Origin of the sequence: Virgisporangium aurantiacum (genome assembly GCF_016863635.1) — a bacterium.
In the GTDB taxonomy this organism is placed as follows: domain Bacteria; phylum Actinomycetota; class Actinomycetes; order Mycobacteriales; family Micromonosporaceae; genus Virgisporangium; species Virgisporangium aurantiacum.
The window spans coordinates 1-26517 of sequence record NZ_BOPG01000130.1 but is presented as its reverse complement, the minus strand read 5'-3'; the positions used below and the strand labels follow the sequence as shown (position 1 = coordinate 26517).

Annotated in this window: 26 protein-coding genes; 14 read left to right on the top strand and 12 right to left on the bottom strand. The window is 67.6% G+C overall.

All coding sequences use genetic code 11. The features are described from left to right. Positions 1–180: 180 nt before the first annotated feature. Positions 181–1335 (bottom strand): hypothetical protein, encoded by a 1155-nt coding sequence (locus Vau01_RS61505; protein WP_204014384.1) that lies wholly within the window; start codon positions 1333–1335, stop codon positions 181–183. 226 nt (positions 1336–1561) lie between these two features. Then, on the bottom strand, positions 1562–2191 hold the full coding sequence (locus Vau01_RS61500) for a hypothetical protein (RefSeq protein WP_204014382.1): 630 nt from the start codon (positions 2189–2191) through the stop codon (positions 1562–1564). A gap of 482 nt (positions 2192–2673) precedes the next feature. On the opposite strand from Vau01_RS61500, the gene Vau01_RS61495 reads away from it, so the two are divergent. From Vau01_RS61495 to Vau01_RS61480, 4 genes are all read left to right on the top strand, one after another. Beyond that, positions 2674–2901 (top strand): hypothetical protein, encoded by a 228-nt coding sequence (locus tag Vau01_RS61495; protein WP_204014380.1) that lies wholly within the window; start codon positions 2674–2676, stop codon positions 2899–2901. A gap of 172 nt (positions 2902–3073) precedes the next feature. Beyond that, entirely contained in the window at positions 3074–4492 is a 1419-nt protein-coding gene (locus tag Vau01_RS61490) for a toll/interleukin-1 receptor domain-containing protein (protein WP_204014377.1), read from the top strand. Between the two features lie 468 nt (positions 4493–4960). Next, positions 4961–5209 carry a hypothetical protein gene (locus Vau01_RS61485; RefSeq protein WP_204014374.1) on the top strand — a complete coding sequence of 83 codons (249 nt, stop codon included), beginning with the start codon at positions 4961–4963 and terminating at the stop codon, positions 5207–5209. Positions 5210–5220: 11 nt separating this feature from the next. Beyond that, positions 5221–5430 (top strand): hypothetical protein, encoded by a 210-nt coding sequence (locus Vau01_RS61480; protein WP_204014371.1) that lies wholly within the window; start codon positions 5221–5223, stop codon positions 5428–5430. A 97-nt stretch (positions 5431–5527) separates the two neighbouring features. On the opposite strand, the gene Vau01_RS61475 is transcribed toward Vau01_RS61480, so the two are convergent. Next, entirely contained in the window at positions 5528–6193 is a 666-nt protein-coding gene (locus Vau01_RS61475) for a bacteriocin immunity protein (RefSeq protein ID WP_204014369.1), read from the bottom strand. A gap of 188 nt (positions 6194–6381) precedes the next feature. Further along, positions 6382–6798: a hypothetical protein gene (locus Vau01_RS61470; protein ID WP_204014367.1), complete on the bottom strand. Its 417-nt coding sequence runs from the start codon at positions 6796–6798 to the stop codon at positions 6382–6384. Between the two features lie 41 nt (positions 6799–6839). Here Vau01_RS61470 and Vau01_RS65630 point away from each other — a divergent pair, with 41 nt between their 5' ends. After that, a complete protein-coding gene (locus tag Vau01_RS65630) occupies positions 6840–7343 on the top strand; it encodes a hypothetical protein (protein WP_204014364.1) in 504 nt (167 codons plus the stop codon). An 83-nt stretch (positions 7344–7426) separates the two neighbouring features. Here Vau01_RS65630 and Vau01_RS61460 read toward each other — a convergent pair whose 3' ends face one another. Continuing rightward, complete coding sequence (locus tag Vau01_RS61460) at positions 7427–7858, bottom strand: hypothetical protein (RefSeq protein ID WP_204014361.1); 432 nt, start codon at positions 7856–7858, stop codon at positions 7427–7429. Between the two features lie 149 nt (positions 7859–8007). Here Vau01_RS61460 and Vau01_RS61455 point away from each other — a divergent pair, with 149 nt between their 5' ends. Continuing rightward, complete coding sequence (locus Vau01_RS61455) at positions 8008–8508, top strand: YfbM family protein (RefSeq protein ID WP_204014359.1); 501 nt, start codon at positions 8008–8010, stop codon at positions 8506–8508. A 411-nt stretch (positions 8509–8919) separates the two neighbouring features. Here Vau01_RS61455 and Vau01_RS61450 read toward each other — a convergent pair whose 3' ends face one another. After that, a complete protein-coding gene (locus Vau01_RS61450) occupies positions 8920–9060 on the bottom strand; it encodes a hypothetical protein (protein ID WP_204014356.1) in 141 nt (46 codons plus the stop codon). Between Vau01_RS61450 and Vau01_RS61445 the strand changes: the two genes are divergently transcribed. Continuing rightward, a complete protein-coding gene (locus tag Vau01_RS61445) occupies positions 9053–9490 on the top strand; it encodes a hypothetical protein (protein ID WP_204014353.1) in 438 nt (145 codons plus the stop codon). The two genes, Vau01_RS61450 and Vau01_RS61445, sit on opposite strands and share 8 nt — an antisense overlap. On the opposite strand, the gene Vau01_RS61440 is transcribed toward Vau01_RS61445, so the two are convergent. Beyond that, complete coding sequence (locus Vau01_RS61440) at positions 9454–10188, bottom strand: hypothetical protein (RefSeq protein WP_204014350.1); 735 nt, start codon at positions 10186–10188, stop codon at positions 9454–9456. The genes Vau01_RS61445 and Vau01_RS61440 overlap by 37 nt on opposite strands. Positions 10189–10326: 138 nt before the next feature. Between Vau01_RS61440 and Vau01_RS61435 the strand changes: the two genes are divergently transcribed. The 3 genes from Vau01_RS61435 to Vau01_RS61425 all read left to right on the top strand — a co-directional run bounded on the left by Vau01_RS61435 (position 10327) and on the right by Vau01_RS61425 (position 16366). Then, positions 10327–13512, top strand: coding sequence for an AfsR/SARP family transcriptional regulator (locus Vau01_RS61435; RefSeq protein ID WP_204014347.1), 3186 nt, complete (start codon positions 10327–10329; stop codon positions 13510–13512). A 730-nt stretch (positions 13513–14242) separates the two neighbouring features. Beyond that, on the top strand, positions 14243–15259 hold the full coding sequence (locus tag Vau01_RS61430) for an alpha/beta hydrolase (protein WP_239153094.1): 1017 nt from the start codon (positions 14243–14245) through the stop codon (positions 15257–15259). Positions 15260–15511: 252 nt separating this feature from the next. Beyond that, entirely contained in the window at positions 15512–16366 is an 855-nt protein-coding gene (locus Vau01_RS61425; protein WP_204014345.1) for a HEAT repeat domain-containing protein, read from the top strand. A 264-nt stretch (positions 16367–16630) separates the two neighbouring features. Here Vau01_RS61425 and Vau01_RS61420 read toward each other — a convergent pair whose 3' ends face one another. The 3 genes from Vau01_RS61420 to Vau01_RS61410 form a co-directional block, all read right to left on the bottom strand. Beyond that, the gene (locus tag Vau01_RS61420) at positions 16631–17710 is read right to left on the bottom strand and encodes an NAD/NADP octopine/nopaline dehydrogenase family protein (protein WP_204014343.1); all 1080 of its coding nucleotides are present in this window, start codon (positions 17708–17710) and stop codon (positions 16631–16633) included. Positions 17711–18118: 408 nt separating this feature from the next. After that, positions 18119–18562 carry a nitroreductase family deazaflavin-dependent oxidoreductase gene (locus tag Vau01_RS61415; RefSeq protein ID WP_204014325.1) on the bottom strand — a complete coding sequence of 148 codons (444 nt, stop codon included), beginning with the start codon at positions 18560–18562 and terminating at the stop codon, positions 18119–18121. A 288-nt stretch (positions 18563–18850) separates the two neighbouring features. Beyond that, positions 18851–19561, bottom strand: coding sequence for an HAD family hydrolase (locus Vau01_RS61410; protein ID WP_204014322.1), 711 nt, complete (start codon positions 19559–19561; stop codon positions 18851–18853). A gap of 81 nt (positions 19562–19642) precedes the next feature. On the opposite strand from Vau01_RS61410, the gene Vau01_RS61405 reads away from it, so the two are divergent. After that, positions 19643–20479 (top strand): PIG-L family deacetylase, encoded by an 837-nt coding sequence (locus Vau01_RS61405; protein WP_204014319.1) that lies wholly within the window; start codon positions 19643–19645, stop codon positions 20477–20479. Between the two features lie 131 nt (positions 20480–20610). Here the strand turns inward: Vau01_RS61405 and Vau01_RS61400 are convergent, their stop codons facing one another. After that, complete coding sequence (locus Vau01_RS61400) at positions 20611–21240, bottom strand: 4a-hydroxytetrahydrobiopterin dehydratase family protein (RefSeq protein ID WP_204014304.1); 630 nt, start codon at positions 21238–21240, stop codon at positions 20611–20613. Positions 21241–21590: 350 nt separating this feature from the next. Here Vau01_RS61400 and Vau01_RS61395 point away from each other — a divergent pair, with 350 nt between their 5' ends. Further along, positions 21591–22310, top strand: coding sequence for an HAD-IA family hydrolase (locus Vau01_RS61395; protein ID WP_204014301.1), 720 nt, complete (start codon positions 21591–21593; stop codon positions 22308–22310). 320 nt (positions 22311–22630) lie between these two features. Here the strand turns inward: Vau01_RS61395 and Vau01_RS61390 are convergent, their stop codons facing one another. After that, positions 22631–23587, bottom strand: coding sequence for an SDR family NAD(P)-dependent oxidoreductase (locus tag Vau01_RS61390; protein WP_204014298.1), 957 nt, complete (start codon positions 23585–23587; stop codon positions 22631–22633). Between the two features lie 127 nt (positions 23588–23714). On the opposite strand from Vau01_RS61390, the gene Vau01_RS61385 reads away from it, so the two are divergent. Both Vau01_RS61385 and Vau01_RS61380 read left to right on the top strand, forming a co-directional pair. Further along, a complete protein-coding gene (locus Vau01_RS61385; protein WP_204014295.1) occupies positions 23715–24299 on the top strand; it encodes a ferredoxin in 585 nt (194 codons plus the stop codon). Positions 24300–24756: 457 nt separating this feature from the next. Further along, positions 24757–26205: a B12-binding domain-containing radical SAM protein gene (locus Vau01_RS61380; protein ID WP_204014292.1), complete on the top strand. Its 1449-nt coding sequence runs from the start codon at positions 24757–24759 to the stop codon at positions 26203–26205. Positions 26206–26517: the final 312 nt, after the last annotated feature.

Here is a 26517-nt window from a genome sequence, read left to right as displayed (position 1 = left end):
ATGAGCGGATGCCGCTTCGGATGATCTGACCTACCGGGCCTTGGGCGCAACGCTGTCCAGGATGTAGTTGAGGCCGGTGGTAAACCTTTGCTCCCGGTGGCCGCCAGGCGGTCCGGGATCGGCTCCTGCGGCGCGGTCGCGCCCACGACTTCCGAACTGCCCTCTGAGCTCGAAAGGTGCTCAGTAGCGGTCAACGGTCAGAACGCCGAGCCCGGCGACGGCGTCGATGTCGTAGCGGTCTTGGGAATCGTTCCATCCGTCCTGGGTGACCCGTGTGCCGGCTGCGACACCTGAGCGCGTGGCCTCGTCCACCGTGACGGCTCCCGCGCCGCGGACGAGTGTGGCCTGGACAGGGATGTTGCCAGGTGCGTGGATGATGAAGTCCCGTACCCCACCGGACATTCGTACCGCGACGTCTCCGTGCGGCACCGGGAGCCACATCTCGATGCTGCCGACGCCACCAACGAAGTCGACTCCAGCGAGGTCCGCCGCCCGCATGTCGACGGTGGCCGACTCTGAGCCGGCGAGGAGGTTGATCCGCCACTGCACGCGCGGGTTCAGTTCGACGGTCACCTGGTCGCTGCTGTCGGTGTCGTAGAGCCTGGCGAGCCGCAGACGTACCTGAGCACCTTCCTGATCGACGCGTGGCGCGAATCCCGACCCTTCGGGAGTAGCGACCCGGTACAGGTCACCACCGATGTCGGTGGTACGCACGAGCACCGCTGTGACGCCCGCGACCAGTTGGAATTCGGCGGTGCGGATGTCGCCCACCGGCCCGGAAACCGCGTAGGGGGAGCTGATTGCCGGCCCAGCAACGCCCTCCGGTCCAGCAGGCCCGTTCGCTCCCGTTCCTTTGTCCTGAGGAGACCGCAGCATCGGGAGAAGCGAGGACGCCGCCACGACCACTATCGCAATGAGGCCTACGCCGATGAATATGGCTGTGAGCAACGTGCGACGTCGGGTCGGAGGCGAGGCTTCCGCCGGCGGGGTAACGACCGGCTGCGGATCAGTGGGCAGGTACGCCCACGCGCTGACCGGATCCTGCGCTGCTTCGCCGTCGTCGCCGGCGCGTATTGCTATCTTGTCGGCTCCTGCTGGTATGTCGTCCGGCGTCATATCATGGGTCAGCAGGCCTTCTGCCGGGGAATCCTGGCCAACGGGTACCAGGTAGCCGGGCAGCCGCACATGGCGTTCTGCAGACGGGTTTGATTCGTCTCCCGCCGCCGACATGGATTGGGTATCGGTGACGCGCAGGTCCGTCAGGGAGGGCGGAAGCTCTGGCCAGTCCGTCGGAGGGTGTGCAGGCGGAGGCTCAGCGTCGTCGTCCGCGAGCATGGGCGAAACACTGACGTTGTCCGGTTTCCCGACTTGCGCGCTGGTAGGTAGCGTAGCTGCCATCTCAACCCCCGGCCTCACAGGCGGTATCGGCTCCTTCTTCCTGTACGCATGACGACGGAGGCAGGATCCGCACACCTGGCCATTACGGCGAGTTGAGCCGACCTCGCGCCACCCGTGACTGCTCAGCTACCGCGACGGACCAAAGCCGCCACTTGGTCGGTCCCTACGGCGGAACGGCCCCGGGGGGAAGTCCGGACAAGTTGCGTTCCCCGTTCGCCTGAACAACCCACCACGTGTTTGTGAGCGCCTGGCCGTTCCATCGGCCTGGCCCTCCATCACGGACGAACCCGTACAGCGGAGATCCCCCCAACGTGACCTGCTGGCCACCGTCGGGGCGGGTGATGGTACCGACCTTCGCCCGGTCGATGCCGAACAAGGCGAGCTCGCCGTTCACGAGGATTGGTTGCCACGCCTTCAAACAGGCGGAGTCAAGGCACTTCGACGTCGGTGGGTTCGAACCGTCACGGTCGAAGCGGTAGAGCGTCCAACCGTCGCTGTCGACAACGACGCTACCCATATGCTCGACGGTCCTACTCCGCAGCGACCGGGTGGTGAAACCCTTCGGAGCGGGGAGGGCGGCTGAACTTCGTGGCGTAGCCGTGCCGGTTGGGCCCGCCGCGGATACCGGCGGGCTCTGCCCCGGTATCGACGCTCCCTGGCGAACCTGATCGGCAATCGAGCGCGGACCGTCATGGCCGAGCTTCGTGTACGTGACATAGGTCGGGAGGATGAGCAACGCCAAGACAGCGAAGACTCCCAACCCCCGTCTGAGCAGCGCCTTCTCGGGGTCCATGCCGCCTCCTCATGTCGGCCGGCCCGTGAACGTACTGAGGTACGCGATCATCATCGAAGCAGTTCCCTACGGCCAGAGTGTCGAGCAGTTTGCGTCGATTCGGGGCACCCCGCAGTAGCAGACGGCCGCCAGCTTGACGTCGACGCTCCGACGACGCAGCGGGACCTCTGTACTCACACGGGTCAGTTGCCGGATTGGCGAGGTTGCTCTACATCGCGTGTGGTCGGGGCGATATGCAACCGGCGCCCCGTGAGGCGTCGCAGGAGCCGACCAGGTCGTCACCGGAGTGGGGCCGTTCGGGCTAGATCGGCAACGCCGGACGTCGCTTGAGCCGGAAGTCGCGTCCGCTTCTGCCGCGCCTCGCGTACCGAAAGTTCCTGCGGTGGCGCTACGGCGGTGCGACAGCCTCCCGCCATTTGGGTCTTGGCCACGCCGCTGCCCGCTGTCGAACGTCGACGACGGCCGTGAACGAGGTGGGATCTGTGACACTGGGCCGGACAAGAAAGGCGCCGCAGGTGCTGCGCTCGGCCGGTCCGGTGGAACTGCTGCGCGAGGCCGGGGACGACGTGGTCGACTTCGGTGACCGCCCGGTCGCCCGCTGGCGGGCGCATCCGCAGCAACGCCGTCCCCACGATCTGACCCGCAACATCGAGGTGTCGCTCGGCAGCACGTTGGCGCCGTCTTCGCAGCCGACCGAACGCCGCTTGTGATCGACGGTGAATGCAGTGTCAGCATCGCGGTCGTCGCCGCAGCCCTGGACAGCCGCCTGGACTGGGCCCTGCTCCACTTATACGACGGCGGGCCTGACCTGCGCACACCGGCGGACAACCCGACCGGCATAGCCCGAGTGCCCTCGCCCGGTCACATGTAGTCTCGCATTCCGTGGCAGGTCATGTATTCATCAGCTATTGCCGGCGGGACAAGGCCTACGTAAATCTCCTTGCGGCCTATCTGAACGATCATGAAGAGCTCCGCCGCTTTGCATTGAGGGTCGAAACCGACCGAAGTACGCGCACCGGCGCACTCTGGGCTGAAGCCATCGACAATCTTCTCGACACTTGCGCGGCGGTCATCGTGATAATGACGCCTGACGCGGCGCAATCGGAATGGGTCGATAAGGAACTGAAGCGAGCGCGCGAATTAGGTAAGCCGGTTCTGCCGATCCTCTTACGCGGTGACCAAATCTTGAACCGTGTGAAGGACATCCAGTATCTCAACCTACTGGATGGGGAGTCGTATCCGGGTCCAGCTTTCATCGCGGACCTCGTGGAGAAGTGCGGGTTGGGACCACGTCGCATCTCCGGCCGCTCAGGGGTGTTGCGCGGGCCCGTGGGAACCGCTGTCTGGGGGCTAGCTGTAGCGGATGTAAGTGGCCGCCCGGTGCTGGTCACTTCCAACTCGGCCGGAGCCGTCGACATGTGGGATCTATACACGAATACCGCGCTGGGCACGCTACACAAGCGAACCGACTACGGAGTTCCGGCTATCGCCTGCGCGATAGTGAACGGCAGGCCGGTTGTCGTCACCGGTGGCGATGACGTGCTCATGTTGGATCTGGAAAGCCGCTCAGTCGTAGGTGATGTCCGCAGCAACCGCCTAGCTCGGTTCTTCGATGCCGAGGTTACCTGCCTCGACGCTGTCGAACTACACAGCCAGCCGATGCTGTTGACATGTGAACGCTCGTCCAATCCGGGCGGCCTACATCACCCTCCATCCGAGGTCAGCCGGGTTCGCCTGTGGGATCTAACCACAATGAAACTACACAAGTCGCTCTTCGCGCGAAGCAGTTGGCCAGCGCCGACAGCGATCGCCTGCGGGCGAGTAGCGGGACGCTCCATCGCGGTACTATCCATGCAATTCGGCCGAGCACAGGTCTGGGACTTGGAAAGGTTCACTCGACTCGGCCGCCTCGGGACCTGGAGAGGGCCGGCAGCATCTTCATCCGACGTCGCACTAGGCGAGCGGGAGGGCCGATCGGTTATCGTCCTGGCAGGGCAGCAGGCCGAGGTGTGGAACGCATTGACCCGCACGCGGGAATTCTCTCTCGAAGGCCATTCCCCTGGCGTCCAAGCGGTTGGCTGCAGTGTCGTTAGAGGTGAACCGGTGGCGGTGACTGCGAGCGGTGATCACGTCGTCAGAGTTTGGAACCTTCGGACGCATGGCCGAGTTGCCAGCCTCACCGGACACAAGTCCCCGATCCTTTCGCTCGAGTGCTCCACTGTGGGTCAACGGCCTACCGTGATTACGGGAGATGCCGGCGGCGAGATGCGAATCTGGGACCTTGAGAGTCACGTGCCCTGATGGAGCGCCCTGGTGACCATGGCGGAGCCGGACCTGTGCACGACTTCGTGCTGCGGGGATTGCGCTGCGGCGCAGCAGGCCCGTGGCCGAACTCGCCGAACAAGAATGCTGACGAAGCTGGCATGGTGTTAGGCCGAGGTAGGGGTGGCGTCGGTGGCCATGGCCTCGATCTGGTTTAGCGATCTTTGGCCATCCCGGCGTAGATGAGGTTTCTTGGCCGCGAACAGTTCGGCGAAGCCGACGATCTCGTCCTGAAGGCTGTCACCCGCGGCACTGTCCTTTGGCCGGCCCTTAACTACCTTGAAGGCCCGGATTCACTTGTGTCACCGAGCTCTAGCCTAATGATTTTGGCGCGTCCTCATTTGCCGCAGACAGCGCGGCCACGCTGATCGGCCGAGATTCGTTCGGGGGTACCTCGCCGACTCGTCATTGTCCCGGCGCTGAAGGGAGGATCTGTAGGCTGCGCCGGTGGAGTACAAGGCAGTCGAGGCCGCCATCCTTGATGCGGTCAACGCCGCCGACTGGAAGAGGCTCAGCACTTTCGGAGCCGACACCGTTGTACGGCTCACCCGAGACAATGAACTGCTCACCTCGGTGTCCAGGCATGAGTTGGACAGCAATGCGTGGCAGGCGCTCAACGACTCGTGCCGGCAGTCCTCACTGCGGGTCCGGCCGACCTCCGTCGTTATCTGGCGCAGATCGACGCGGGCGTACTGACCGATGGTGACATGGATGGCCTGCTCGTCATGGTCCTGGATGCCCTCGACCATTGGGCGACCTTCCGCGAGACCGGCGAGCGCAACGCGCTGTACGAACTCGCCATCCGATCCATCGAGTTGGTCGACTTCCAGGTGGAAGACGCTGACCCGGCCGACTTTCTCGCCGCGCCGGCCATGGCGGCCGAATATGACCGCCTCATGCGAGCACTCACCGACTGACAGAATTTGATCATGACTTCCTGATTGCCGCGGTTGGTGATCGCAGACGGTCAGCCCTCGTGCGGCGTGGCGGCGACCTGTTCGTGTCCTACCGGGGTCACAGTGCGATCGGGCGGTAGGCCAGGGCGGCGTCGACGATCTGTTCTGCGGTCGCGTCCCGCAGTTCGGGTGGCGGGTGGAAGATGAGGTCGCTCGCGCCGGGCCGCACGGTGTTGCGCTCGAACGCCTCGATGTACCAGTCGTCGGTCGGGTCGGCGAGGATGTGACGCACGAGTTCGACCAGCTCGTCCCGGGTGATGTCGGGCAGTCGGACCGGCGGCGGCGCAGTCGCCCGCTCGATCAGCTCCTCCCGGTCGGGTGCCCCGCAGTGGTCGCGGAAGTCGTCGAGGCGGAAGCGATGACCGGTGGTCGCGTTGAGCGTCTCGATCGCGGCGGTCGCGTCGTCGCCGCGCTCGACGAGCTTCTCGATTCGCAGGATCGCCTCTCGGATGGCGATCCGCCGCTGAGGCGTGACCGGGCGGCGTACCAGCGGTCGCGCAACTCCACGCGGTCGACCGTACCGGCACTCGACACGAGCCGTGGGACCCGATGCCAGAGGGCGGCCCGACCGGCAGTGACCTTGCCATTTATCGACATCTCGTCTCGATCCGGTAGAGCTACGTGACGATGGGACGTGAGCCGTCGACGTCTCGCCGTTGACAGATCGAGCGTGCGGTTCGTCAGGCCGCGGACTCCTATCGCAGCCCATCTGACCGCGGGTCACGTCGACCGAGGCTCGGTCATGACGAACGCCAGACGCGCAGATCTGGCCGATGAGCGCGCACAAGGATCGTCGGACGGCAACGCGGTGGGCGGCAGAGAAGCTGAGATCGGCACTCGTGTCGCCCGGGGTAAGGGGCGGCACGTGCGAGGGCGGTCCGGCGGCATGCCGCTGGCCGGGGTTTGCTGACTCTAGTAGGGGTCGCCGCAGACTCGCCAGGTGCCGTCCGTGTCCTGGACGACTGGGATGTAGCGGGTCTCTCCTGTGCCGTCGGTAAAGTTTAGGTGCAGGTTGAACACGAACCGCTCGGCGAAGGTCGGACCGACCACGGGCGTCTCGGGCGCGTTGACCTTGCTGGCGAGTTCCAGGTCTTGAATCTTCTTCTGTCGGGAGACGTACGCGGTGAAGGCAGCCGCGTCGAATCGGTCCCGAGTCCCGCTGCACAGTTCGCCATAGGCGGCGTCCGTCGCTCCGGCACGTAGGTGATCGACGAAGCTGAGCAGCACATCACGAGCGGCGGTGTCGGTCGGCCCGCCGTCACCGCAGCCACCGAGCACGCTGAGCAGCACGCCACCGACGGCGACTTTCCCGACCCCCGTCATCCGCATGTGTTCATTATGGCCGCGCTCGCTTCATCACCTTTCCGCTCATGCCGCCGAGCGTGTGGACATGGGGACCTGCTGCGGGCGGCGTAGGAGCGTTTCTTGGTGCCGGTGGCCGTTTCGGGGATGCCCGTGCCCTCGGAATTGGTGATCATGGTGGCGTGGCAGGGCGAGAGATCCGAACCGCGCATGAGCGCTGGCTCGGCTACCTACGCGTTCTTGAAGCCTGGGACCCGAAGACCACCCACGACCGGCTACGCGAGCTGGCCCACGACGTCATCCGACCGGTCCGTCTGTGGACCGCCCGCAACCCCAACACGCCGCCCGACGCACTGACAATTCTCAGCACCGACCCCGACGAAACGGTCAGATGGAACTTCCTGCTGAACCGGTCGACGCCACTGGAGGCCCGGCATCTCGCGAAGAAGACAAACCGGGATGCTGTAGATCGTCGGGTCGGCCTCGGACAGGTTCCCCTCTTGACCGCATCGGGGCCGCGCCCGCTTCTGCCTCGGTGCCGCCAATCCGGACTCGACCACGGCACAGCTTGATCACGTTCACTCTCATGCCGCCGTCCATGGGTGGCTGCTGCTCGGCGCGGTGCGCGGCCTTCACTGTCGAGCTCGGCCTTTAGTTAGGTCGTCCGGGGTGATTGGCCACGCAGGATCTCGAGGCGATTCGCTGGTGCGTCAGGCGCCAGGAAGTCTGGGATTGTGCGGCTGTCGTGTTTGGGTCGGGCGAGGAACTCGACCGGCCACTCCGTCACCCGTTGCTCCCGGACGTGCCGGTAGCAGCCGGGCTCGGTCTCCTCGATGTACTCCCGTTGCAGGACCAGCGCGAGAGGCTGATCGGCTCCCGGACGCTCACGCGAGGCGGCCTGAGCGTCGGCAAATGTGACGAACGCGAAGTAATAGTCGCCGCCGCCGGCCAGATCATCCGCCCCGCGGGCCGGGCTGAACCATACCCGGTACTCCAGTACCGCATCCCATACATATCCGCCGCCAGCGGCCGCTACCGCAGGGTACGAACCAACCCGGGCCGGCTCGGAGGCATCCGGATACGTCACGTCGTCATCGTCCCAGCTACGGCGGAGCCCAGCCGGGCACTCCCGGCATCTCGTTGTCACGCACGCTCAGCCGCGCTGCGGCCGTCCAGCGCTGCGGTGCCAGCTGTTCTGGCAGGTTCTCGCTGGCATGCGGTGCAGAATCTCAGGTCATGAGCATGATCATGGAGTACGTGAGGTTGCGACCACACGAACTCGCTGAGCTTCGCCGGCTACTCGCTGAAGAGCCGGACAACGCATACGAGTACGCCGGTGATCTGGGTATGGGTGACGAGGACGAGGCCGTGTCCTCCCGAGGTATCGATACCGACAAGGCGTGGGCCGGTCTGCAGTGGTTGCTGGCCGAGGTGGACCCGCCGGTCGACGTCATCGGCGGTGGCGAACCCATGACCGACGACAAGTGGGGCTACGACCCGCCCCGGCTGCTTACCGCCGCCGACGTGGCCCAGGCGGCGCGATTCCTTGCGGCCACCCCGTTCGCCTCCCTCGCAGTGCACTATGCCGCGGCGGAGATGACCGCAGCCGATGTCTATCCGGGGGTCTGGAGCCAGGACTGGGCGCTGTCATATCTGGAGGAGAGCTACGGGCAACTCGTGACCCTGTTCTGCGCCGCAGCGGCCGACCACGAGCCGATCGTGGTGTGGATGGCGTGACCGGCCCGACCATGCCGCACGTGCGAAGATCCCGCCAGCACAGCGTTGAATCTGCACGCGGGTGAGCACGCCTGCAGCACGAGTCCGTCGACTTGGTACGCAGCCGTGATGGAGATCCGTGGTGCCCTCATTTGCCGCTGGTCGATCGTCACCGACCGTGATGGGAGATCCGAAGGCCAGGTAGTCGGTAGCCGATGACAGCGCACGTGATCTTGTACTGGGTCATCGCCTGAGTGGTCGGGATGGATGGTGCAGCTGGTTCATGGTGGTTAACCGGCTGAGGGTCTCAAGCGGCCGGGTCGGTGGAGAACAGTTCGGCTCGGTGGGCGATCGCCTGTGGGTCGCCGTCGGGGTCGTGGCCGCAGTCGTATTCGCGCCAGTCCTTGGGGTCGACCGCCGCCTCGTACAGTTTCAGTCTTCTTCGCGGTGCACTACCGGGTCGTGGCGGCCGTGTTGGAAGAGCAGGCGACGCCGGCTGGGCACCGCGACGCCGATGGTCGGGTCGAACTGTTCGAGGAAGCGCAGGTACCGGTCGGTCGCCGACGTGCTCAAGCGGCGCCGCCACCTCTTCGAGGAATTCGAAATCACCCTTGACCACCCCGGCGTGGTGATGACCATACCGTTGGACCGGCAGTACCAGGCCATGCTGGAGGTCGTCGTCGCGGACGAGGCGGAGCTCGCGCGGCGGGGATCGGGCAGGACTGTGCGGCCAGGCACGCGCCGCGTGGTCCGCTGCATCACTACCAAGGACTACGGTCGGATCACCCTCGCCGGCGTCCGCGGCGTCGCAGTCGCCGACGTGATCCGCCGCCTTGCCGCCGACAGCCAGACCCACCAGGACGTACTCCGCGAGTTCCTCCCCGCCAGCCGACCTCGATCGGAGCCTGGTTCCCACCGGACAGGTATGCGGTGGCGCGGCCCGGCCGGGCCGCGCCACCGTCCGTCTCAGCTGTGGATCTGCCACCTCTCCCAGCCCAGGTAGTTCGCCGACGTCGCCCACACGGGCTTGTCGGACGCGTTGAGCGACGCCGCGACGTAGGCGTTCCGGCCGTACGAGTTGATCCAGTACGCACCGTCCCACGTGCCCCACGTGAACAACTGGGTCAGGGTGAACTGTCCATTGTTGTTGGCGTCGATGCGGCCGTCGGACCTCGGCTGCATGTAGCCCTTAGTGCCGTTGAAAAAGAAGACCCAATGCGTCGGGTTCCAGTCCGTGTGCGTGCAGATCAGGACCTGCGAAGTCCCCCCGGTGCCTCCGGTGGCGTTGACGTATCCGCCGCTGACGGTCCGCATATAGCCGCCGCCCTGGTCGGACCGGATGTAAAACCAGGTCGGGTCGCCGAGGCAGAAGAAGCCGCCGGCAGCAAGCCGGGCCCCGGCCGGTTGCGCCGCGACCGCCTTGCGGACAGCGGCGGAGGTCGACGTCAGGTGATCGGCCAGAGCCTGCCCCGACAGGCCTGCGGGCGTGCGGTATCCGGGCAGCGCCCGTTGCATCGCATCCAATCCTTGAAGGACCTGCCGCGCGGCCGGCGTGTCGCCGCGGACCAACGCCGCCCGCACCTGGCTGCCGCCGCCGGTGCCGGTGCCCGTGCCGGCGGCAGCCGGCAGAGGCGCGGCCACCACAGCGACCGCGAAAGCGGCGAGGGCCGGACCCAGGCGCCGCACGATCATGCTTCTCATCCCAACTCCTTCGCAACGGTGGCCGCGGACGCGGCCCATCCCTTACGGCAGGGTGGCGGCGGACTGTTGGTCGGGGTGTTGCCGCATTGTTGTCGTTCGATACGGTGAGCGGTCGATCCATACGTGTTAGGGGGCGCGTTGGAGTTTCGAGTGCTCGGGCCGGTCGAGTTGTCGGCGGACGGGCGCCTGGTCGACGCGGGCCGGCCGCGGCAGCGGGTGGTGCTCGCGGCGCTGCTGGCCGACGCGGGACGCCTGGTCTCGTCGGAGGCGTTGATCGACCGGGTGTGGGCCGAAGCGCCGCCGCAGGGTGCCCGTCGGGCGCTGCATGCGCACCTGAGCCGGATCCGCGGGCTGTTGGAAGGTAGCGCGCCGCTGGTGTACCGGTCCGGCGGGTACCTGCTGGACGTCGATCCCGATCGCGTGGACCTGCACCGGTTCCGCCGGCTGGTCGCCAACGGGGGTGGCGCTGGGGACTTACGTGACGCCCTGCGGTTGTGGCGCGGCGAGCCGATGGCCGGCCTGACCGGTGAGTGGGTGGTGCGTACCCGTCAGGCCTGGGTCCGGGAACGGCTGGACGCGACGATCGCGTGGGCCGACAACGAACTGAGCATCGGCAACGCCGAGGTCACCGTCGGGCCGTTGACCGATCTGGCAGCCGAACACCCGTTGCTGGAGCCGCTCGTGGCCGTGCTGTTGCGGGCACTGCACGCGGCCGGCCGTTCGGCCACCGCCCTGAGCCAGTACGCCGCCCTGCGGGAGCGGCTCGCCGACGAGCTCGGCGCCGAACCCAGCGCGTCCGTGGAAGCCGTCCACCGGACGATCCTGCGCGGCGACGCGGCCGTGACCGGGTCGGGTCGGCCGCCGAAGGCGATGCGGACCCTACCCGCGGCGGCGGCCGGGTTCGTCGGCCGCCACGACGAGCTACGGCGCCTCCTCGCGGCGGCGGGCGGGGCGCGGACTGTGGTGATCCACGCGGTGGACGGGATGGCCGGGGTCGGCAAGACCACCTTCGCGATACACGCCGCCCACCACCTCGCCGCCCACTTCCCGGACGGGCAGCAGTTCGTCGATCTCCGGGCACATTCCCCGGCCCGAGCGACCGTCGGCCCGGCCGAGGCGCTGGCCGTCCTACTCGAGGCCGACGGAGTCGCCGCCGCACAGGTCCCGCTCGGCCTGGACGGCCGGGCCGGTCTGTGGCGAGAGCGCACGGCCGGCCGGCGGATCCTGCTCGTCCTCGACGACGCCGCCGACGCCGCCCACGTCAGCCCGCTGCTGCCGTCGGCGCCTGGTTCGCTGGTGTTGGTCACCAGCCGGCGAAAACTGGCTACGCTGCCGGGCGCCACGCTGACGACGCTGAACACCCTTCCCGCGGCCGACGCGGCGCGGCTGTTCACCCACCGGGCCGGTCCCCGCGCAGAGCACGACGCCGCGGCGGTGCGACGGATCGTCGACCTGTGCGGCAACCTGCCCCTGGCCGTCGCCCTGACCGCCGCCCGGCTGCACACCCACCCCACCTGGACCGTGGCCGACCTCGCCGCCGACCTCGACCGGGCCCACGACCGGCTGGGAGCGCTCGTCTCCGGCCAGCTGGCCGTGGCCGCCGCGTTCGACCTGTCCTACCACGGCCTGCCCGCGGACCGGCGCCGGCTGTTCCGCCGCCTGGCCCTGCACCCCGGACCCGACCTCGACGCCCACGCCGCCGCCGCACTTGACGACACCACGGCGGCACAGGCCCGCCGTGGGCTGGAGGAGCTGCTCGAATCCAACCTGCTCACCGAGCCCCGCCGTGGCCGGTACTGCTTCCACGAACTCGTCGCCGAGCACGCCCGCGTCCACGCCGCCACCGACCCCGACCGTGACGCGGCCGTGGACCGGCTGCTGTCCTACTACCAGCACGCGGCAACCACCGCCGCCGACGGATCGGACGCCGTCGCCGACGTGCAGGACGCGGCCGACTGGTTCACCGTCGAGCACGCCAACCTAGCCGCCGCCGTCCTCCACGCCGCCGACCGCGATCACCCTGCTGCGATCGCCATTCCCGCCGCCCTGAAGGGCTACCTGCGCAACCGCGGGCCGTGGGACGTCGCCATCCGGCTGCATCACACCGCCGTCATCTCCGCCCGACGCGTCGGCGACCGGTCCGCCGAGGCCCATGCCCTGACCAATCTGGCCGACGTGCAGCGCCAGGTCTCCGACCCCGCCGCGACCGCCACCGCCGAGCGGGCCCACACCATCCACGAGCAGCTTGGTGACCGACGCGGCCAGGCCGCCGCGCTGAACGTCCTCGCCCGCGCTCGAAAGGCGGCCGGCGACGTTCCAGCCGCGATCGCCACCGCCGAGCGGGCCTACGCTCTCCACCAGGACCTCGGTGACCGGCACGGCCAGGCCGCCGATCTGTACCTCATCGCCACGTCGCAGATCGCGACTAGCGCCTTTCCGGCCGCTGTCGCCAACATCGGGCTGGCCGACACCCTCTACCGACAGCTCGGCGACCGACGGGGGCAGGCCGTCGCCCTCGGCACCCTTGCCTGGGCGCAGTACATGACCGTCGACTTCTCCGCCTCCGCCGCCAACGCCGAGCACGCCCGCCGCCTGCACCGGCAGATCGGCAACCGGCCCGGCGAGGCCCACGCGCTGACCATCCTCGCCCGCGTGCGGCGGGCGACCGGTGACTGTGCACGGGCGGCGGAAGCCGCGGAACTGGCCCTCGCCCTCTACGAGGAGTTGCGCGACCCGCACGGCCAGGCCACCGCGCTGGAGGTGCTGGCCCGCGCGCACCACGCGGCCGGTGACTACCCGGCGGCGCTGGCCGTCGCGGAGCGGGCCTACGCGCTCTGCCGACGAAGTGCGGTACGGCACGGTGAAGCCGAAGCCGCGGCGATCCTCGGCGCCGTGCAGCACGCCCGAGGCGACCACCGGGCCGCTGCGGCGGCTCTCGACTCGGCCCTGACCATCTTCCGCCACGTCGGCAACCTCGACGGCGAGGCCGAAGTCCTCAACCACCTGGGTCGACTCCACCTCGACACCGCCGCATCGGCAGCGGCCCACCGGACGTTCACCGCTGCCCTCGGCATCGCCCGAAGGATCGGCTCCACCAGCCTCGAGGCCAACGCCGTCGAAGGCATCGGGACCTACCTGATCCACACGGGCCGGTTCGACGCCGGCACCCGGCACCTGCGCGACGCTCTGGCCATCTACCGCCGCATCCATTCCCCGAACGCGACCCGCGTCGAAGAGATCCTAAGTTCCTGTGGCCCGCGTCAGGGGAACCCGGTCGTCGGTGCGGACAGTTCCGGGTGTGGAGAGAGGCATGCGTCCTCCTGAGCGGTAGCGTGTGCACGCCGGGGATCCGGCGGTCTTCCGGGAACTGTTCGTCGACCACTCCCGTTCGGTGTACAACCACGCGGTTCCGGCTGACGGGCTCCTGGTCAGCCGCCGACGACGTCGTCTCCCTGACCTTCCTGTGGTGGCTGCGGTCAGCTTCGGGATCAGCGGAACAGGTAGTTGTCGAGATCGTTATGCGTGAGCAGCGGCCCGTTCTGCGGGCAGCCCGATGTCCAAGCGCAACGCGAGCGGATCCGGGATCGAGGACAGTCGCTCGGCCACAGCCGCGCCGACCTCGGCGACGAACGCGGCCGAGCGCGTCTGACCGGGAGAAATCGGATTTGTCCCATCTGACCAACGTGGGCGCTACGCCGAGTATCCAGCCATCACTCTGTGGGCGCTCTGAGAACACCAGGCACCGCCACATCCGGAACCTTTCGATAGTCGATACCCGTGGCGAATCTTGCTCAACCCCCCTCCGCTTCTGGCGCATCCTTGGATCATCATTCCTCCACCATCATTGACCGAGATCACGGTTTACGGATCTGCCGCGAGGAGCGCGGCCGTGCGGATTTAACACCGCCCTCCGCCGCCGACGCTTGAGGATCTTGTCGAGATTGAGCAGGTCCTCGTCTGACCCGCGTGGCTGATCCGCCCGGCATCGCCGCGCGGTCGGCGCGGTATCGAAAATCGGCTGGTGTGGAGGTAGCGGGGGCGTTACCGTGCGCGCGTGAATCTTGAAACGGGGACGTTCGTACCCGCCGTGCCGGTTCCACTCGACGCCGAGCTTCAGGTCGTCTACGACGACTTTCTGGTGGAGGAGCCGGAGCTGAAGCGGATGAACCTGGAGCTGCTCGCGGAAATCCGTGCGGAGGTCGACGCCGCGGTGGCGAAGCTCGGGGACCTCAGCTACGGCGGGCGCTTCACCGTCTCCCAACCCTCGGCGCCCGGCCTGGCCGGCGCCGCCGAGATCCCGCTGCTGATCTGCACGCCCGCCGGGGCACCCGCATCGCGGCCGGTGCTCTACTTCATGCATGGCGGCGGCTTCTTCTGCAACGATCACCGCCTCGGGCTCGACCAGCTGCTCGATGCGGCCGAGCGGTTCGGGGCCACGCTTATCTCGGTCGGCTACCGGCTGGCGCCTGAGCACCCCTACCCTGCCCAGATCAACGATGCCTATGCCGGCCTGTTGTGGGCCGCCGACCACGCGGACGAACTCGGCATCAACCCCGACCGCATCGTTGTCGCGGGCTACAGCGCCGGCGGCGGCCTCAGCGCCGCGCTCGCCCTGACCGTGCGCGACAAGGGCGGTCCCCGCCTGCTCGGCCAGCTGCTGATGGCCCCTATGCTCGATGACCGCAACGACAGCGTCTCGGCCATGCAGATGGATGGAGTCGAATTCTGGAACCGCAGCCACAACCTGTTCGGCTGGGGTGCGCTGCTCCGCGATGTCCACGGTGGACCGGACGTGCCGCAGTACGCCGCACCCGCCCGCGCCACCGACCTGACCGGCCTGCCGCCCGCGTTTCTCGACGTCGGCTCCGCCGAGTGCCTGCGCGACGAGGTCGTCGACTATGCCAGCCGGATCTGGCAGGCCGGTGGTAAGGCCGAGTTGCACGTGTGGCCAGGCGGAATCCATGCCTTCGACCGGGAAGCCCCCGAGGCTCGGATCAGCCAGGCCGCCGTCGCGGCGCGCCACAACTGGCTGGAACGCCTCCTCGCCAGCGACCAACCGGCCCAGGACTAAGTTCGCCAAGCAGCCCTGATCAGGTTTACGCACATGCCGCCGATCGGTCGGTCGTCCGTTCGTTGCGCCCGTTACTCTCGGGCGCGTGCGGCCGGGTCAGATGTCTGCAGTCCCGCGTTTGGTCGTGCCGGGTTCAGTCGCTTCTGACCTCGTCGGTACTCCGTCGATCGGGACGCGCGACGGGGTTCAGTGCGTATGTCCAGCGCGGTTTATTGAGGGGCCGGCGGTTGGTCGGACGGATAGGGTGCCGTGGTGGCGACCTGGCGGGAGAGGGCTGGGGATCCGCGCGGGGTCGATGAGTTGGTCCGGGTCGCGCTGGCGGAGTTCGACCTTTCCGATGAGGAGCTCCGGTCGGCGACAGGAGCGTTGGTCGCGCTGCAGTTCCGTCCCACGCGCGAGGTGCTCGATCGGGCGTGTGAGCTGTGCCGGTCGGCCGACGCCGACGAGCGTCGGCTCGGTGTTCGGGTGCTCGGCGAGTTACGCGATCTCGATGACCCCGCCGCTGCCCTGCCCGCGTTCGTCGGGGAGTCGATGGAGGTGCTGCTCGCACTCGCCGCGACGGAGCCGGACACCGACGTTCTCATCGAGGTGGCACGGGCGTTCGGTTACCGGCGCGACCCGCGGGCCGTTGAGCCTCTGCTGGGATGGCGGCGTCACGAAGATCCGTCGATCCGGTTCTTCGTCGCCTGCTCCCTGCGGCGGTGCAGTACCCAGGACAACGAGGCACAGGTGGTTGACGCGCTGATCGAGCTGACCGGTGACGAGGACGGCGCGGTTCGTGACTACGCCCTGTTCGGGCTACGGGAGCTGGAGGTCGATAGCGCGGAGGTCCGCGATGCCATGCTGCGGCGGGTGCGCGATCCCGATGACAGCGCGGCCGGGGAGGCGCTGGTCGGTCTGGCCAGGCTCGGCGACGAACGCGCGGTCGCGCCGCTGATCGAACGCCTGCAACACCCGGACTCACACCGCATCATCGCCTACGGCCTCGACGCGGCCATAGCCCTCGCCAACCCACGGCTGCTACCCGCGCTGCGATTGGTCGAGCAACGTCTCGGCGAGCGACCCGACGTCAGCCAGGCGATCAAGGCCTGCACCGAAGGCCGGTAGGCCGGATCCACACACGCACAGCGGCGTGCCGATTCCGTGTCTGGATGTCATCGCAGGTGCTCGGGGGTGCACCGGCGACGCTCCCGACAACCTTGATCACGTTTACGCACATGCCGCATACAACGCGCGTTTGGTCGCGTAGCTTGCTGCGGCCGGCACGCCAGCCGTCACTCATCGTAGTTACCTTGATGGCGTAGTGGGTTCGCTGCCCGGCGACACTGGAGCTCGGCCGGAGAGGTTGAACGACAAGCTTGGTGCCTGTCCTCAAAGGCTCAGTAGCTGCTCGGCCGTCAGGGCGTCGAGTCCCAAAGAACTCATCGTGCGGGCACCTTCCGCACGCAGGTCGCGCGCGAGGACGACAGAGGTGATCTCGATGATCGCGTCCATCGTCGGGGTTGGCACCGCGAGTCGGCGTGCCAGGTCGGTGAAGAAGACCAGGCTGTAGCCGACGTCCTCGGTGAGGTACCGCGAGTCGATGCGGGTCGGTGCCTTGATGCCGCGGAAGCCGGGCGCGCGGGAGTACCCGGTCGTGTAGTTACTCTCAGTCATGTAGCCCTGCTGCACACCGATATCCGGCTCGGACAGGATCGTCACGCCGAGCGCCGCCGCGATGGCGAGACGCTCGGAGTCGACAGCCTCCATCAGACGGCCCGCAGCTTCGGTGACACCCTCCTCGTAGAAGAGGAAGTCGCCCCCGGTCCGCTCCAGCAGGGCGGCGTTCATAAGCGTCACCGCGGGGTGGATGACAGGGTTGCCGTTCTGCAAAGACGTCTGGAAGACCGTGGCCGCCTCGATGGTCGAGGGATAGACCTGCCTGAGGATCTCCAGCAGCTTGCCGTTGCCGGACCGAGGAACGGCCGAGGCGAAGAGACCCGTGTCGAACCTGTGGAATACGTGGACGTTGCCGTCGCCGTCGGCCCGGCACGCGTACGGGAGGGTGCTGGTCTCCCCGACAAGGATGCTGTCGTCGTGCACCGCCAAACCCGCGGCTCGCTTGAAGGCGAGCGCGCCGCCGCAGGAGCCGGGACAGATCACCACCCTCATCCCGGTACGCAGGTGAGGTGCGAGGTCGTGACCGAAGGGCTCGGTGGCGAACGCCGGCCCAACCACGAAGACGATCTCGGCGCCCTCCATGGCGGCTGCGATGTCCGTACCGGCGTACGCAACCGGGGCGAAGCCCTCCAGCCGTCCCTGGCTGTTGATACCGCCCTTCGCCCGAACTGCCTCAATGTTTTCGTGAGCGTGTGAGGCTCGGGAGTACAGCGAGATCCGGTGGCCATGCTGGGCCCAGTCGAAGGCGACAGCCATGCCTCCGTTGCCAGAACCAACAACGGTGACGTTCATGGTCGCTCTCCAATCCCTCGGGCGCCATGGCAGACGCCACCTCCACCACCGGCCCCGTCGTACGGGGTTGGAACGCAAATGGCGGGGCCGCCGAGCCAATCGTTGAGATCCTCGCACAGCGAAGGGTGCTGAACCTCAACGTCGACGAGGCGGAGTGGCTTAGCCTCGATCCACCGACGCGGTTGGCGTCGGCACGGTGACGCCACGTCCGAACATTAGGTCCACTCGGTGCTCGGGCCGCTGCCAGCATCCTCAAGCTGCCGGCCGTCGTTTCCAGCACTGAACCCTAGTTGTCAGCAGTAGTTACATGTAGCGCCCCAATAGGCGCACTGTTCTGCCGCTGACCGCTCGCCACGTACGGCTGCGATCCGCACGCCCCGGCAGGCCCGCCGGCAACGGGGTCCACGCTCATCGGGCCGGCTCGCAGATCACCACCGGGATGTCGCGATCGGTGTTGCGCTGGTAGGCGGCGTAGCCGCGATACCGCGCCACGAGGGTCGGCCACAGCGCAGACTTCTCCTCCGGCGCGGCGGTGCGGGCGCGCATCACCCAGGTACTGCCGTTGACGGTCACCTCGACCTCGGGGTTCGCCGCGAGGTTCTTGTACCACTGTGGATGCTCGCGGTGCCCGCCCTTGGACGCGACGAGGACGACCCGCCCATCCTCGCAGATCGGCGCGGTCAGCATCGTCGAGCGGCGCAGGCCGGACTTTCGGCCGATCGTGTGCAGCTCGACCGGCTGCATTCCCGCCACAGTGGTGGGGAACCGACCGCCGGTCACCGTCAGAAGCGCACGATGACCGTTCTCCAGCAGCCACGCTCCGACCTCGATCATCCTGTCCGGGGTCCGCATTCCATCACCGTAATCCGGTCGCTGCCGCAGGCGCACGACCGTACCTGGCCGCACCCTCGTCACGAGCCGCGACGCCCGCCCTTCCCCAGCACCTGAGTCAAGGTCCGGTGCACGGATTTGCCGCTGACCGCTCGTCACAAGGCGTGACGGCATCGGCTGTCGCTCGGCGTCCGGTCGTGCCTGATGAGCGTGCACCAGATCATGAATCGGATGATCGATCCGTCGCAAGGGGGAACGTCAATCTTTGATGTCGCGCCCGCATCTGTCGGGACGCGGCAGGGCCGGAGGTCACCTCCGGGGCGTGGTCGTGCCGACCAGTCGCAGAACCGCGTCCAGTCCATGCACCGGCCCTTGCATCGGGGGCAGGATCAAGGTCCGGATGTTGAGGCTGACTCCGCCGACGTCGTCCCTGGGGCTGTCTCCGACCATCAGAGTCTGGCTACCCGGAACGTCGAGCAACTCCAGCGCGTGCGCGAAGATCGCCGGGTCGGGCTTTACCAGGCCGACCTCGTAGGACAGCACTACGCCGTCGAGCAGCTCACCGACGCCGACCCGGTCGAGATAGTTCCGGATGTCGATCCCGATATTGGACAGCACGACGACCCTGACACCGCGCGACCTCAGTTCCCGCAGGACCGGAAGCGTGTCATCGAAGGTGACCCACTGGTCGGGCAGCACGGTGTACAGAGCGGCGATCAGGTCGGGTTTGATGCCGGGGATCATGGCGACCGTTCTGGCGAAGACGTCCTGATGACGGGCCTGGCTGAGATCGCGTTCACTTGTCGGGTCGATCGAGTGGGCGTGCTGCCACAGGTGGTCCAGGTGCGTGCACAGGGCGCCGAACTCGGTATCGCTCAGCTCGGGCGTCGCGCTCCCTACATCGGCCAGATGGCGAAACGCTGCGGCGATCCAACGGTCCGGGTCGCCGCGATCGACGAGCGTGGCGTGGAAGTCGAAGATGACTCCGTTGATCGGCGTGAGCACGTCATCGAGGAGCACCGTCACAGCCTAGACAGGCCATTCACACCGCCGCGGGGCGCGCTGTGGCCGGACGTGCGGCGTCGATTCACACTGGGCGCCATGAATGCGCCCAGCCTCCGCAACGGCTCCGTGCCGGACCGTGTCCTGGTGATCCATGCGCATCCGGACGACGAGGTGTTCGCGACGGCGGCGGCAACCATCGCGCTGGCCGAGCAGGGCTACCAGATCCTCCTCCGCGTGGGTACCGGTGGTGAGGGCGGCTTACCCGCTCACGCGGGCGACCCCGCACGGGCCCGGAACGCGCGGGCCGCGCAACTGACCCGGTCCTGCCGCCTGCTGGGCATCGCGGACTGGGACTACCTCGCCGAAGCCGGTCGATGGATCGACACAGGGTGCGGCGGTGCGCAAACGCTGGCCGACGAGGAGCCCAGGGTGCTGGCCGCAGCGGTACGAGATTGCATCGACCGTGTCGAGCCGACGGTGCTGCTGACCGTAGACCACGTCGGACTGACCGGACATCCGGACCACATCGCCATACATAACGCGGTGCGCGGCGCGTTGGCAGCGCCTGGCTGGCGACCGCGGGAGGCATGGGGAGCACTGCTCCTGCGGCGGCACATCGTCGCGGCCCATGCCCTGGCAAGGGACGTCATACCGCACCGGTCGGTCGGTTCCGGTCGTGTCCGGGGCCACCCAGACGACGTCGTCGAACGTCTCATCACCTGTTCACCCGAGGACGCCGGTCGCCGTAGAGCCGCCCTCGATGAATACACCCCCGGGCTGGGCACCCTCCCACACACCGAACTGGCACAGCGCCTCGACCGATTCGGCGACTCGCTGCTCCTTCGGCTCGCAATGGACGCAAGCGACTGGCACACCGACCGATTCGCACGAATCCACGCCGACAATCGAACCCGGACAGCCTTGATCAGGTGAGCACTTCTGCCGCGATCCGCTCGCCACGAGGCTCGAAGCCACGGACGCGAGCACGGACAGTTCCGCGACGGGCGACCGCGACGATCGGTACTGGGCGTTGTCTGGGCGGTGGCCGCGGTCGAGGAGGATCTCTATTGTCGGCCGACCCAGGTGGCGACGCATGCCTCGTTGCCCTCGGCGTCGGCCAGTACCCACCACGCGGGCGCGTTTACATCGGAGACCAGGTGGCCACCGGCGGCCAGGGCGGCGGCGATGCGGGCCTCGGCCTGGTCATGTGGGACGGCGACATCGAGGTGCATGCGGTTGCGGTGCGGACGTGGTGTGTCCATGGGCTGCAGTCCGCGCCCGAGACCTCGGCGTGCCGGGTCGGCCAGGTAGTCCTCACCGATCTGGCGGTAGCCGAGCAGCGCCTGCCAGAACGGCAGTACGTCCGCGCCGATGAGGGCGTCGAGGGTGACGTTGATCACCTGCACGGCGGTGGGGTCGGCGGGGATGCCCAGATCCCGGGCGGCGGCCGAGATACGCCGGGCCAACGCGACATCGCGCATCGTCAGGAACACGGTGACGCCGGTGTGGCCCAGATCGACGTTGAGGTACTGCTGCTGGGCGTCGTCGGCGAGTCGGCCGATCTCATCGACCAGCGCGATGCCCCGGGCCAGCGAGCCGGTCGGGAAGTAGGCCGAGACGAGGTGGTAGAGGCAGCGCCAATCCTCCACGCCGTCGGCCGCATGGAACTGTCCGGCCGTGATCTGCACCGTCATGCCGGCGAACCTAACATCGGCGACGCGCGGCCGAGGGTCGGCGGACAGCTCGTCGTCGGCGTTGACCGCAGTGGCGGGGTCGGCCTCCGGTGAAGGGTTGCCGCTGGAGCGAACCCCAGATCGGGCGTGCGCTGATGCCGCCGGTCGCTCGTCACGGATCGTGACTGCGTCCCGGTGCCGGCTCGCGGACAAGGAGCCGGATTGAGTACGTCCGATCGAGGTATCGGGGAGGTCGGCGAAACCGATGGTCCACGGGTGGAGTTCGAACGCGGCCGCACGGTGGCGCGCGTGGCCCAGCCAGCGCGTGCAGCGGTAGCTGCAGCTCTCTGACGATCGGACACAATGGGGCCATGCTCGACGCTGTCGCCCCGTCCGGACGAGCTGTGATCTTCGATGCCGACGGTGTTCTGGTGGATTCCCACGGTGCGTACCGCGACGTGTGGTACCGCTGGGCGCTGCTCCATGCCTTGGACGCCGACACGGTCCTGGCAGCCACCCACGGGCGCCGGCCCGTGGAGACGATTACCGACGTGGCCGCACATCTGGACGCCGAGGTGGAGTACGCCCGCCTCCGCGAGTACGTGCAGGAGATCGGCGACGCCTTCCCGGTCTTCCCTGACGCTGCCGCGCTGCTGGCCCAGCTGCCGCCTTCGCGGTGGGCGATCGTCACCTCCGGCGATGCGGCCACGGTGCGCACCCGCCTTCGTGCGGGCGGGCTCCCCGTTCCTTCCGTCCTCGTCGACGGGCACGCGGTCGGCCGGGGCAAGCCGGACCCGGAGGGCTTCCTGCTCGCCGCTGACCTGCTCGGCGTGTCGGCAGCGCAGTGCCTCGTCGTGGAGGACGCCCCCGCCGGGGTGCACGCCGCCCGCTCGGCAGGAATGGCGGTGCTCGCCCTGACCACCTCCCACGACACTGACGATCTCGTCGCGGCCGACGTAGTCGTTACCTCCTTGACGGAGGCGGCTCCGCACCTGGTCGCCTGGATCGAGTCGGGAACCCGCCCGGTTGGTAATCCACTGACCCTTGGTGATCTCGCCGAGGGGGGCGGCGCAGAGACGGGCAGTTCATGATCATAAATGTTGTGTGGGTGTCAATCCCCTTGGAGTCGCGGAGGACTGCGCTATGCGGCCGGGGCCGCCAGGACGGGCTTTGACACCCCGTTGGCGAGGGAAATCAACGGCCCACCACGCGGCCTGTGACCGCAACGGCCTCGCACCAACGACCCAGGCAACCTGCCGCCGGCATCACCATTGGGCAACGGCAGACCGCAAGACCGTGACCTCGGCATCCGCGCGCGTAGCCCGAGAGCCGGAACAGCCTTGATCACGTTCACGCTTATGCCGCGTACACCGTTGTTGATGCCCGGTTTTGGATGGGCGGATTGGCGCGGTTACTGCGAGGCGGTGTGGAGGGTGTCTGGTGGGCTTAGGTCGATCGGGTTGGGGCCGGTCAGTACGCCGCCTTCTACAGGCAGGGTGTGCCCGGTGATCCAGGCGGCGTCGTCGGAGCCGAGGAAGGCGACCGCTGCCGCGATGTCCTCCGGCTCGCCGACGCGGCCGAGTGGGTACATCGCCGTGAGCGTCTCGAGCGCGCCCGGCTGGGAGTCCCAGTTCGGTGTCCGGACGGTGCCGGGGGCGACCACGTTGAAGCGCACGCCGAGCGGACCGTACCGGGCGGCGTAGTTCTGCGACATCGCGATCTGGCCTGCTTTCGCCGCGGCGTACTCCACGTTGCCGAAGGCCGCGATGCCGTTCACCGAGCTGATCGTGACGACGTTGCCGCGGGTCTTCACCAGGTGCGGGATAGCCGCCTGGATGCAGCGTGCGGCGCCGACCAGGGTGAGATCGAGCTGGCGGTGCCAGTCCTCGGCCGAGGTGTCCTCGGGCATCGAGGTGACGATGCATCCGCCCGCGTTGTTCACCACCAGATCGAGCCGGCCGAACCGCCCGATCGCTGCGGCGACCGCGGCGTCGACGTCGGTGCGCGAGGTGACATCGACCTTGACCCCGAGTGCGTGCTGCGCACCGAGATCCGCGGCGGCGGCCAGGGCCGCGTCCTCCCGCAGGTCCGTGACGACCACCGCACCGCCCTCCGCGACGATCCGCCGGACAACAGCCTGCCCGATGCCCTGCGCGGCCGCCGTGACGATCGCGACCTTGCCCTCGAATCGCCGCATCACCGCTCCTCCAGAATCCTTGTCACCATCCTCCGCCACGATCCAGCCGCGGCTCGACGGCACAACACCATGGCAGAGCACGATCAAACCATCGCCCGCGATCGAGCCGCACACCACACCCAGACCAGCCGGCCATACCCAGACCGATCTCCCAGACCGATCGAGGAACATCGCATCGGCGTCCGCTCATGCCCCGTATGGGTCGCCGCGCCGGTGATCGCGACCGGCCGCGCGGTGCCCGCTCGTGCCGATGCGCGAACGCCCTGCAAGTGCAGGCCAGGTGGCTAAAGTGTGGGTCGTGTACTGGGATCCAATGCCGGTCGTCGTCGATTCCGCCGGCCTGCAAGTCGCGAACTGTCCCGAGGAACGACGATTACTCGGGCCGCCGGAGGCGTATCTCCGTGGCCGTTGGGCAGATCGCGATTGGCGCAACGTGCCGGGTCCGTTCTACGGCGCTCAGACCGATTCCTGCTGGACGGGCCGCGAGGTTGCACCCCGTCATGTCGTCTACGAAGACGAGTTTGGCAGCGAGATCGTGTACCGGCAGCCCAAGAATGCCAGCGAGGTTCACCTCCTGCTGACGGCCGCATTGAACGACCCGTTCGGCGCCTACGCCGCCGACGGTGACGATCACTGGACGCTCGAACTCGTCGTTGAGTGGTGGGCCGACCGCGGCAGGCTGTCCGCCTGGATCGACGGCGTGCAGCGTCAGTGGTCCACCAGCGAACGGGCTGACGAGCGGGACAACGCCGTTGGGCTACGCGAATTCGCCCATTACCTGGGCAACGGACTCGAGGCGGATCTCCGTGTGTACGGATTCTGGCTGGACAACCGACGGCCACCCCAGGTACACGAGACGCTTCCTCACCTGAACCGGCCGTAGCAACCACTCGACCAGCTTCCGCTCATGGCCGCGCTGCGCGCGCTACGCGGATCTGCCGCGCCCTGTGCGGTAGGCACTCGTCGTCGCGCGCATGGATCGGGTTTGGTTCGTCGAGCATCGCCGTGAGCTCGATCGGCAGTCGCGGACGCCTGTCGACCCTCATCGTCACGGCGTCGGTCGCTCGTGACCGAGTGGCACCTGGGGTGCGAACTGGGGCACAACTACCTCCAGCTGGGACCTTAGGTGCCACCACTTGAGTTTGGCGATGGTGTGCTCGACCGGGATGCGCTGCGACGGCTGCGCCTTACGTGCGGCTCGCCGTTCGGGCAGCGTGTCGGCGCATGGCTTGGGTACTCAGGACGGGCGTTGACGCCTCACCCCACCATGACCAACATGATCACGGTGGATGGACTCCGTCCAGACGCCGCACGTGCCCAGATGCCGATCGAGGAGGGACATGCACGTCCATCTAGTCACAGCGGAGGACCCGCTCACTCTCCATGCCCGGGCCCGCGAGCTCATCCGCTTCCCGCAGCTGACCATGCCGCTGCTCGCCGCTCTCACGCCCGAGAGCTGGACGGTGACCCACACCGACGAGATCACCCACACGGTCGACACCGGCCGACGCTACGACCTGGTGGGTATCACCGCTGCCACGCCTGGCGCGCCGCACGCCTACGAGCTGGCCGACGCTTTCCGCGCGAACGGCGTCATGGTGGCGATGGGCGGTCCGCATGCAACGCTGATGCCTCTCGAAGTCGCGAAGTTTGCCGACATCGTGGTGGTCGGCGAGGCTGAGACGGTGTGGCCGCGTGTTCTGCACGACATCGAGCAGGAGGCAAGATATACCGTCGGCCGGCACGTCATCGACGAGGCGACCAGCGCGAACGTCGAAGTCCTGCCGAATGGCGCCAGGATCTACCGGTGTCCGCAGCCTGCCAGCCTCGTTGGCTTACCGCCGGCCCGGCGGGATCTGATCCGCCATGGCGGCTGGAACAGGCGGTGGGCGACCAGCGGGGCAATTATCGCGACTCGCGGGTGCCCGCACCAATGCGACTACTGCACAATTCCGGTGCTCTACCCCGATGCCCGCCAGATGCGTTTCCGGCCGGTCGGGGAAGTGGCGGAGGAGGTCGCCGCCATCCCTGACAGGGGCATCGTCTTCTGGGACGACAACATCGGCGCGAATCCCCGGTACGCCAAGGCGCTCTTCCGGGCGCTGACACCTCTCAACAAGTGGTGGACCAGCCAGACGACCATGGCCTCGGTCAGAGATGACGAGTTTCTGCGACTCGCCGCCGAGAGCGGGTGCAAAGCGCTTTTCCTCGGCCTGGAGAGCGTCAGCCAGGAGAGCCTCGCCGGTGCGCGCAAGGCCCACAACCGGGTGAGCGAATACAAGCTCCTTCTGAAGCGCTTCCATGCTCACGGCATCGCCGTCCAGGCGGGCATCATGTTCGGGTTCGACAATGACCCCAAGGACATCTTCGCCCGGACCGTGGACGTCATGGGTGAGATCGGCCTGGACAACGCGACGATCAGCCTGATGGTGCCCTACCCTGGCACACCCGCTTACACCCGGCTGCAGGCCGAGGGCCGGATCGTCGACCACGACTGGCGGCACTACAACGGCAAGACGCACGTCGTGCACCGGCCGCTGCTCATGGCGCCCGACGAGCTACTCGCGGGCTACGAGTGGGCGAAAACCCAGTTCTACCGCCCGCAGCACATCATGAAGCGACTGCTCAATAGCCGGACAGGGCTGTGGTGGAACATCCCGCGCAACGTCGGCTATATGCGCGGCCTCACGGGCGAGGTCCGGTCACGTGCGGCGATGCATCAGATGGAGCCACCTGGCGGGCCGCCACCTGAGGCGGTTCCAGATCCGGCACGGCGTCCAAGCCCATGAACATCTCTCAAGTGTGCGGGCATGGCTGCCGATGAATTCAAAGGTGCAGGCAGGCAGGCAGGCAGGCACGTTCACAGTCGAGGAGCGGCCGGTGGCGTGGATCCGGCAGCGGTTCCATCCGCGACACTACGAGTATGAGTTCGATCTATCAAAGCTGGATGGGCGGCTAGACCCATGACTGGTGCCGGCGTGGGCCATAAGGGCAGTTTGCCCACCACAGCACCTATTGACCGACGCGAAACACATCAGCTCATGCCGCGATCCTCTCGTCACCAAAAGTGACGGCGGACGACGCTCACCGACGTCCGGTCA